The sequence below is a fragment of the Veillonella agrestimuris genome (assembly GCF_943193065.1).
GTDB lineage: Bacteria > Bacillota > Negativicutes > Veillonellales > Veillonellaceae > Veillonella > Veillonella agrestimuris.
Genome location: NZ_CALPCS010000007.1, coordinates 97,838 through 107,514 on the forward strand (window position 1 = coordinate 97,838; position 9,677 = coordinate 107,514).

Annotated in this window: 6 protein-coding genes; 1 reads left to right on the forward strand and 5 read right to left on the reverse strand. The window is 43.0% G+C overall.

Annotated elements, in window-relative coordinates:
* Window positions 1-30: 30 nt before the first annotated feature.
* Genes hemG through NFR29_RS04775 form a run of 5 tightly spaced genes read right to left on the reverse strand, consistent with a single transcriptional unit; the run spans window position 31 to window position 7,828 of the window.
* Window positions 31-1,587, reverse strand: coding sequence for a protoporphyrinogen oxidase (hemG, locus tag NFR29_RS04755; RefSeq protein ID WP_251424038.1), 1,557 nt, complete (start codon window positions 1,585-1,587; stop codon window positions 31-33).
* Entirely contained in the window at window positions 1,584-2,552 is a 969-nt protein-coding gene (gene hemH / locus NFR29_RS04760) for a ferrochelatase (RefSeq protein WP_251424040.1), read from the reverse strand. The genes hemG and hemH overlap by 4 nt, the downstream gene beginning before the upstream one ends.
* A 6-nt stretch (window positions 2,553-2,558) precedes the next feature.
* Entirely contained in the window at window positions 2,559-3,599 is a 1,041-nt protein-coding gene (hemE, locus tag NFR29_RS04765) for a uroporphyrinogen decarboxylase (protein ID WP_251424042.1), read from the reverse strand.
* A 34-nt stretch (window positions 3,600-3,633) separates the two neighbouring features.
* Window positions 3,634-6,573, reverse strand: a complete 2,940-nt coding sequence (locus tag NFR29_RS04770; protein WP_251424044.1) for an ATP-binding protein — start codon at window positions 6,571-6,573, stop codon at window positions 3,634-3,636.
* A complete protein-coding gene (locus NFR29_RS04775; RefSeq protein WP_251424046.1) occupies window positions 6,554-7,828 on the reverse strand; it encodes a metallophosphoesterase family protein in 1,275 nt (424 codons plus the stop codon). The genes NFR29_RS04770 and NFR29_RS04775 overlap by 20 nt, the downstream gene beginning before the upstream one ends.
* A 272-nt stretch (window positions 7,829-8,100) precedes the next feature.
* Between NFR29_RS04775 and bioB the strand changes: the two genes are divergently transcribed.
* Window positions 8,101-9,090, forward strand: coding sequence for a biotin synthase BioB (gene bioB / locus NFR29_RS04780; RefSeq protein WP_251424053.1), 990 nt, complete (start codon window positions 8,101-8,103; stop codon window positions 9,088-9,090).
* Window positions 9,091-9,677 lie beyond the last annotated feature (587 nt).

Here is a 9,677-nt window from a genome sequence, read left to right on the forward strand (position 1 = left end):
TAACATGTATAAACTATAAATGTATAACTATTAGTGTTCAACTAGTTGATTTACTAGTTCTTTAGCTTGTTTTACACCATCAGGAATACCGATGCCATCAAAAGGCGTTCCGATGAGATAGAGATTTGGGTAATGCTCCTTAACATGAGCATTAACCATATTGACTGCAGCACGATGACCTACATTATATTGCGGCATGCTGCGCACAAGGCGATTCATTTTCACCCATTCCGGTTCAGCCGAGAAGTTCATAATCCTTTGGATTTCTCTCACGGCTAGCTGCGCCAATTCTTCATCTTTATATCGTTCTATCGCATCATTACCAGGTTTACCAATAAATACGCGCAATACGATTGTATCATCGCCCGTCGTTTGTGGCCATTTTTGATTCAATATGGTACACGCCGTCAACGGTGTATCAGTATGACGAGTAATTAAGAGGCCTGAACCGTTTAATTCACCGTCAAAATCTTCTTTTTTAAAAGCCATAATGGCAATAGCACAACTAGATTGTTCCATGTTACGCACCGCATCAAATACCTCATCATGGCGGAACCATTGACGGTACGAAGCGGGCGGTGTAGCAATGATGAGGGCATCTGTATAAACGCTTGTTTCATCAGCACCCAGCGCTAGTATATAACCATCGCCTTGACGATTAATATTGCTCACTTCTGTATGTGTCGTTATGGTTACATTGCTAGGCATTTGCTCAACGATAGCCTGAATAACGCTTTCAAGGCCGCCCGTCAATTGCCGGAACATGCCCGATTGCGAAGCTGTGCCTTTTGCTGCATTGTGTTGCGGTGCTGGTGGTTGCTTATGTGTTAAAGGATTGCCTTGTTGTGTAGGCAAGGACTTTTCTTTTTCATCAAAGTCCTTATCTTTCATCGTATCTTTACCAGCTCTCGGTACGTCACCAACGTGAGCTTCACCTTGAGCGGCTTTCGATACATTTGCTTTTTTATGTCCCATTTTAGCAGCCATCATGCCTTTCACCATATTCCCATATTTTTGTTCTACTTGAATAAAATGAGGAAAGGTGGATAAGAGGCTAATTTTATAAATGTCACCGCCGTAAATACCAGCTAATAAAGGTTCAATGAGTTTATCCATCATTTCTTGGCCTAAATGGTATTTAAAGAAATGACCAATGGACACGTCTCCATCTTTATCTAAAGGGTATGGTTTTTTAAAAAAGTCTAACCCGGCGCGCAATTTACCCGTCCAAGAAATAAGGGATGCTTTCACAAAGGGCATCATTTCTGTCGGAACACCCATAATGGATCCTCCAGGAATAGGATGCGTTGTACCTCGATCGTATACATAAGCCTGACCTGTCGCATTGGATACTAAGGTATGGCCTAACCCGAGGTCTACTACGAGGTCCGTCATTTCTGTTTTACGCCCCAAATAAGAGTCCGGACCTAATTCGACGACAAAGTCACCTACTCGTTCTGTTTGAATTTTACCGCCTAGGCGAGAGCTTTGTTCATAAACCTGTATGTGCCAGTCTGGTTTGGCGTGACCTAAATAGTACGCTGCAGTAAGACCTGTGAGGCCACCGCCTACAATTGTTATGTTCACTTCTTAATCCTTTCCATAATGGCACTGGCCATAGCTTCTATAAATAAGGAATTATCATTAGGCATCATAACCCGCCCATATATGGCATTTCCAGCCTCAACGAGATGGCGACAGGCCACATCATTATCGTGCAATATCTCTACGTGGTCACTGACAAATCCAAAAGGAATGAAAACAATGCGTTTTGCTCCTTCTTTGAGAACCTCTTCGATAGCAGTTTCGATGGATGGTCCTAACCAACCAGGACGAGGAGGCGCACTTTGAAATGCTACTCTATAGTTTGCCATACCACTGCGCTGAGCAATGAAAGTAGCTGCCCTTTCGATATTGTCTTTATAATCGCCTGCCGTCTCTTCTGGCACGCTGTGAGCAGAAAAAATGAAATGCGTATCCTTTGTACTATATGGGATATCTTCATGACTATCGCTAGGTTGCCATTGACTATCTTCCGTATTCGTAATATATGCATCGATAGCTTTCATCCAATAATAGGCAAAGGACGGTTGTAACCACCAAGACTGGATAAACTCTACTTGTAAACTAGGGTACTCGTCAGTGATGACCTGCAATTTACGTTCGTAATCGCCTGTACCTGCTGATGAATAGAAAGGAGTCGTCACAATAGCGACGATACGCGAATAACCGTCTTTCACCATACGTGCTACGGTTTCTTTCATACTAAAAGAACTCGTTTCGGAAGGTACATGCAAATAGCTTACATAAACAGGAATATCTTGTTCCCATTTATCTTGTAACTGTTCTTGCAGCACCCGACCTTGTCGTAAAGCCATGTCTTGCAAAGCTTGATTGTTCCATTGTCCAATGGACGTATACCGTTCTGCTAGCATAGCTAGTTCCGCATCACTTGGCGCATGGCCGCGGCGAATGCTGGTCACATAAGGGCCTAAGTCTTCTACCGAACTAGGGGTACCAAAAGAAAGTAATAAAATTGCTGTATTATTCATCTTCTACTACTTGTTCCCCCATAGTTGACGGCTCTTTTCATGTATATAATGAGTCAACCACTTTAATTTCTCTGGATCTGCTTCAGGAAATACACCATGGCCTAAGTTAAATACGTGCTTGCCATGTTGTACCCCTTCTTCTAAGATGCGGTCCACCTCTTGGGCAATTACTGATGTATCTGCCAATAAATAAGCTGGATCTAAATTACCTTGTACCGTTTGGGTAATGCCATTCGTTTTTGCGTCCCCAATGGAACTACGCCAATCAAGGGCTACTACATCTAATGGCAGTTGCGCCCAAGTCGACACGAGATGGCTCGTACCAACCCCATTCATAGCCAGCGGTAAGCTTGGGAATCGCTCTTTTACAGTACTAATGATGCGTTCCATGTGAGGGAAAATATATTGCTTATATTGCTCCTCATTGACCGCACCTACCCAAGAATCGAAAATCTGCAACGCATTAGCACCTGCTTCAGCTTGCATAGATAGATAGTCAATGGACATAGTAGCTAATTTTTCCATCAATGTATGCCATACATCGCTTTGACCGACCATGAGGCCCCGCGTTTTATTGTAGTTTTTTGTCGGTCCCCCTTCTACTAAATAGGACGCAATAGTAAAAGGAGCTCCACAAAAACCTATGAGCGGCACATCTAATACTTCTGTAGTCAAAAGAGAAATCGTTTTAGCAATGTAGTCTACTTTGGATGGATCAAATGGTTGTAATCGTTCTACATCTTCGATTCTCGCTATAGGTGTTTCAAAGACAGGCCCTATGCCAGGCTTAATATCTACATTGATGCCGATAGCAACCATAGGACTCATAATATCTTTATAGAGAATCGCCGCATCAACACCATATTCTTTGACCGGTAGCTCTGTAACTTGCGCACAAAGCTCTGGAATTTTCGTAATTTCAAATAATGTGTATTTCTCCTTAATTTTGCGATACGCCGCCTGACTGCGGCCAGCTTGCCGCATATACCACACAGGCGTTACGCCAGGATTCTTACCCTGAATCATATCTAAATAAGCTGTATTCATTGTTCCCCCTTTCTACAGACTTATATATGTATCGTTATAATCGTTCTAACTTATGTCGCTCAATGCCATCGATGGCGCCTGCCATGTTGTACACTTGTTGCTGACATGTAAATATCCATATTTGTTGTTCTTCACCGAGCTCAGCTAAGAGCTGTAATGCGCTTTGCTGACGATCTTCATCAAAACGTACGAGAATATCGTCTAAAATGATAGGCAATGCATCAACTTGATAGGAAAAGACCTTAGCTAATGCTAATCGTAGTGCAAGATATACTTGGTCCCCTAACCCACTAGACCAATAGGATACCTCTAATCGTTTTCCGTTCTTATCTAACAACGCTAAGCCTGCTTCCAATCCCCACATATCCAGCGTGTAAGTACCATTAGTGAGGCGTTCGATATAGTTTGATGCAAGAGTCAACATTTTAGGTTGCGACTCTTCTTCATAAGATTGTTGTGCTCCATCCATGCAATGGGCGATGACAACTTGTGTTGCCCAATCTTCTAAAGCAGATTCTAATTCTCGTTCTAATTCACTTCGCTCCTGCAAGGCTTCTCGTTGAGCCCCATCAGAACCAAGGGCGCGCATAGCTTCCACAATTTGTCCGCGTTTTTCATATACGTTGGCTAAGGACTCTTGTAGTTTCGCAATTTCGCCATCGCTATGAGCCTCTTCTTCTAACCAATGCTCTTTATTACCTTCCCGCAGACGTCGATAAAATAAGTCTTTATTTTCCCCTGCTGGCGTCAACAAATCGAGCTGTACTTGGCTTTGTTTATAAATCATTTTCCATTGCTTATACTGATTTTCATCAATGAGGCGTTGACGGTACTCATTCGCACCTTCAATTCCCGTCTTTTCGAGCAATGCTTTTTGTTCTAAGAGAAGAGCTTTTTCTTTGCGATGCCAATTGTCATATTCCAAGCGGTAGGCTTTGCGCTGCGATTCTTTCTGTTCCCACCGAATCATTTGCTGCTGAAAATTCTTATACTGGTTGTATATGCGTTTCAACTCTGTCGGTGTCACCGATGTGTCTATTCCTAGATTATACCATAAAGTAGATGCTTGTTCCTCAATTAAATTCAGGGCCTCTTCATGTTCTGTTAAGCGCTTTTCATAGCCTTCAATAACGCGCAATTGCTCATGGTATTGGTCATACTCTTGCTTCATGCTAAAGAAATCATCGTCACTCAAGCTTTTTACAGCCCCTTGTGGCAACCACGCTTGCCATTCTGCTAAGGCCATATCATAATTGGCTTGCAAAATCTTACCTTCTTCGCGGTATGACTGGGCCCTAGCAGAGGCCTCGAAATCGAGGGATGCGCTATCACCCGATTGGGCTTCTCGTTCCAACTGTGAAAGTAATTGTTCATGGCGTTTTTCCAAGCGTTCTAATTCGCGCAATTTGCTATCGTCGACACTGGCCTGATGGCGCAAGCGCCAAGCGTACCAGAACAAAATAACGCCCAATACGAGCAACACAGTGCCAATAAGGGTGTACTGAGGTGCTTCGAACACGACGATCCCCACTAATGCCATAACAGCCCCTACAACGGCACCTAAACCGCCGATGCGTTGCAACCACACAGGGAGACTCGACGTCGCACCTCGATCATGGAGGGAAAGACGGAGCGCTTCCATATCGGTTACAACAGTATTGATTTCCTCTTCTAGCCATGCTCGGAAGGTTGTACCCTCTGCAGTTGTTGTAGCCCCTGTTATAGACTCCTCAGTTGTTCCATTTTCTCCTGTAACGACTGCTAAAACATCTGATTCACTAGCAGCTATGTTAGAAACTCCTAGCTCAGTCCATGGAGCTCTATCAGCATGAACAGATTGTTCTGGATTTCGTTCCTCCCAATAGTACAACTGTTCTTTAGCAGATCTCAATCGTTTCGACAAGCGTTCCCCTTCGAACCAGTTGATATCATCCTCGAGTTCGCCTTCTGTGTGCCACGCCGAATGCAAAGAACGCGAAAAAGCCAATTGGTCTTTCACTTTGTTGATATACGATGCCCCTTCATCGCATTCGCGGCGCAATTGTTCCCACTTAGCACTTTGTTGCACTAAGTCTTCTACATCTTGACCATACAAAGCAAAAGGCCCTTGTGGATCAAAATTGCCAGGCTTCAAAGCATCTTCTTTATCGGTCCACAACTGCATATGATGCTGTGCTTCTTTCAAACCTTCGTCGATGCGCATGAAAGCTTCTTTGTCAATCGATTCATCAGGCATAAAACGGTGCATATGTTGCTTCGCTTCTTCGCTCCGCCCATACGTATCCCAAGCGCGCAATACCATGTCGATGCCTTCTCGGTAGTCTTGCCACTCTCGGATTTGATGCTGAATTTCTGCTTCTGTTTGTTCCGAATTGCGATAAGCCTGCTGCAATTCCACGTATTGTGCTTCCTGTTTCGATAGATCTGCTAGGCGCTGTTTATTTTCTGCCAACTGTTCTAAGAGAACATTGATCCGTTTCTTGCCGGACGTAGAAGCCACTAGCAAATCTGTAATGTTCTTTTCTACGCCTTTCACGGCGCTTCCTAATTGCTCTCCCCCTTCGGCACCGAAGAATCGAGCTCGTACATCTACTTCTTGAAGGATATCAAGGCCTTGCAAATCCTCTAAGGTTACGGCAAAGATGCGATTATAGGTCTTTTTATCGAGCCCATGCCACCACACTTGGCTTGGTTCTTCTTGCATAGACGGCTCGCCATAAGTATAGAAATCGAGTTGCTTTTGGTGGCGCCCTAAATAGTAGACTTTGCCATCTTTTTCAAGATCTGCAGAGCCTTCAAAATAACCGTACTTTTTATGTTTACCCCCAAATAGGAGCGTCCGCAAGCCTTCTAACAAAGATGTTTTACCGCTTTCATTAGGTCCATAAATAAGTTGCACTCCACTAGGAGCGGCAGAAAATTGCCAGTTACGGTAAGGCCCAAATGAATCGATTTTAATGTTCTGTATCTTCATTGTTCGCCCCCATCAACATCGTAACGCCTTCAATTTCGCTGCGTTCCATGACGCGCTGCAATAGTTCTGGTGAAAGCAATTCTGCATACGCCCCTAAGCGCTTCGCTTCTGGCCGATCTAACAGAATTTGTTTCACACTAGCCACATCTGTAATTGTTCTATCGTAGGCGCGCAAATAGTCCCCTACCATATCATTCAGCATGCGCCGTTCCCCTAGGTTCACAGACGGTCTCGTACGATCCATCAATTTATAAGGCATGACGAAACCAGTTTTACTCACTTCTTCTCGTTGACTGTCTTTGAGCCAATGTTGGCGAACCCCTTCATCCATTGCTAATGTGTGCATCGGGCCGGCCCCTACGAGTTGGACGGATAAGAGGATGGGCTTTTTATATTGCTTATGTAAAGACGCCTTTTTGATGCGCAATAATTCCATCAATTCCGACTCTTGTTGCACGCCGGAAATATCTAGTTTAATCTCTTCAAAGCGAAGAGCTGCGGTATCGATAAACGCCAAATCACAGTGACCATTATGAGATACTTTCACTAAGTAACATCCTTTTGGCCCCGTCTCTTTACGGTGCAAGCCTTGCGGATTGCCGGGATAGACCACCATCGGGTCGCTATGGAGAATTTGCGATTTATGAATATGCCCTAAAGCCCAATAATCCATAGCACCTTGCACTAAATCGGAGAGACTACAAGGACCTACGACATCGTGCGCCTCGCTATTCTTACTAGATCCTACAGTGCCATGCATGACGGCAATAGAAAACTCATCTCTCTCAAGTGCTTTATATTGGGTGGCAAAATTCATATATTCATTGCCATGACCACAGCTAATGCCGTAAATTCCGCCAATTTCTACATTGTTCACCATCAAGGGAAATCGCTGTACTTGGGTGTCCGAAAATATATGCACATTGTTAGGCATAGTGAGCTGGGCGCGCCAGCTTTCAGCAGGGTCGTGATTCCCTTGCACCATGTACACTGGAATGTGCGCCTCCGCCAATCGCTGCATAGCCCCTACAAAACGAACTTGAGCCTCTAAATTATGATCCTCACTATTATAAATATCGCCACTAATGATGAAAGCTTGCACTGATTCATTGATGGCAGTATCGATGATTCGCTCAAAAGCTACATATGTAGCGTCTGCTACGGTCCGTTCCACAGCGGAACTCATAGTCCGAGCATATTTGAAAGGAGCCCCTAAATGAAGGTCTCCACAATGTATAAAACGAAAAGGCTGCATTATGTCTCCTTTCGTACCATAAAATTCCAATACTTAATTATACTATAAATCGATATATATATTCCATTTGTTAACCTGATTACCATTTAGGTTGACATTCTGCAAACACAAAGTCTATAATAAAATTGTCAATTATATATTTTCTACTAGTTTACAATCCGCAAAAATCACTTGTACTAATTACAATTGATGGAAATTGCTTGTATTCCTTTACAATCTACTAGAACTATTTGTATCAGTTTACAATCTATGAAAACTACGAGGAACCGATGATGAGCGCTTATGAAACGATCTTAGCCATAGGACAACGCGTCTTAGATGGTCATGAAATTACAAAAGAAGAAGCTATTCAGTTAATTCACACTCCTGACGAAGACACCATGTTTTTGTTAGCCATGGCGGATAAGATTAAACAGCGCTTTAGTGAAAATGAAGTCGACCTGTGCGCTATCATCAATGCTCGTTCTGGAAAATGTCCAGAAAACTGTAAGTTCTGTGCCCAATCGGCACATCACGATACAGGTGTCGAAGAATATCCTTTTATGGATGAGGACTCTATCGTGGCGGCAGCACGAAAAGCAAAAGAGGCGGGCGCTATTCGCTTTTCCATCGTAACAAGTGGCCGAAACACGTCAAATCCTAATGAATTCGAACAGATCTTACAGGTTCTAACGCGGATTCGCGAAGAAGTAGGCGTTGAAATTTGCTGTTCCTTGGGACTTCTCACTTACGAACAAGCGCTCCGCCTGAAAGAAGTAGGAGTAACGCGGTACCATTCAAATATTGAAACGGCTCCAAGCCACTTCCCATCCATTTGTTCCACCCATTCTTACGAAGATAAAATGAGCACCATCGAAAATGCCCAAAAGGCAGGTATTCGCGTTTGCTCTGGCGGCATATTGGGCCTCAACGAAACGTTAGAACAACGAGTGGAAATGGCCTTTGAATTAAAACGCCTCCATGTTGACTCTGTACCGCTCAATATTTTAAATCCCATTCCTGGCACGCCTTTTGAAAACAACGAAGCCTTACATCCATTAGATATTTTGCGAACTTTTGCAGTCTTCCGATTTATTCTCCCTACAGCGCTCATTCGTACTGCTGGCGGCCGAGAAGTGAACTTGCGAGATTTACAAGCTTACGCCTTATCTGGTGGCTTGAACGGCATCATGGTAGGTGGCTACCTCACCACAGGAGGTCGCTCTCCACTAGACGACTTGCAAATGATTGACGACTTAGCCCTCAAACGGGCTGCTTTATAACGGCTGTAGCCTATTTAGGTTTACATATAATTTACACATATAAATAAGAAACGACCTATCTAGATCCTCCTAGATAGGTCGCGTCTTGTTCAAACGGAATAAATCATCATAAAACTGCGTATATTTATAACGCTCTGGTTACCTTCGATGAAAAGATAATGAAAATCAACTACCTCTGGATAATAATTATTAATAAACACCATTTATCAGAATATATCTTTGTTGATAGATTTTTACATTTTCTTACATAAAAATCTCATTTTCATTATTTATTCAGATAAATGGATATTATTTATCGAATATTTTCACTTTAATTTCACATTTTATGCATATAATAAGTTCATCAAATGATGAGTATTGGTAACATTCCCTGATTACCAAATGCATTTATCTCCCGACAAGTTGTATCAACCCCAAAATGTATAGCTTGTTTAAATGCATTGCTCATTTGATGTTAATACTAACACTCCCCTTACATGAAAAAAGGACTCCTATGGAGTCCTTTTTTCGGGCTCTCTGTCAAATGTTGGGGTGCTTATCCCTAATCATTTGTTTGGCACCAATCACTTATGTGGTTGGTGCCATTT

What these genes read in the sequence shown, in the direction of transcription:
- hemH (WP_251424040.1), bottom strand. Translation starts at nt 2,552, where the DNA reads ATGAATAATACAGCAATTTTATTACTTTCTTTTGGTACCCCTAGTTCG.
- hemE (WP_251424042.1), bottom strand. Translation starts at nt 3,599, where the DNA reads ATGAATACAGCTTATTTAGATATGATTCAGGGTAAGAATCCTGGCGTA.
- NFR29_RS04770 (WP_251424044.1), bottom strand. Translation starts at nt 6,573, where the DNA reads ATGAAGATACAGAACATTAAAATCGATTCATTTGGGCCTTACCGTAAC.
- NFR29_RS04775 (WP_251424046.1), bottom strand. Translation starts at nt 7,828, where the DNA reads ATGCAGCCTTTTCGTTTTATACATTGTGGAGACCTTCATTTAGGGGCT.
- bioB (WP_251424053.1), top strand. Translation starts at nt 8,101, where the DNA reads ATGAGCGCTTATGAAACGATCTTAGCCATAGGACAACGCGTCTTAGAT.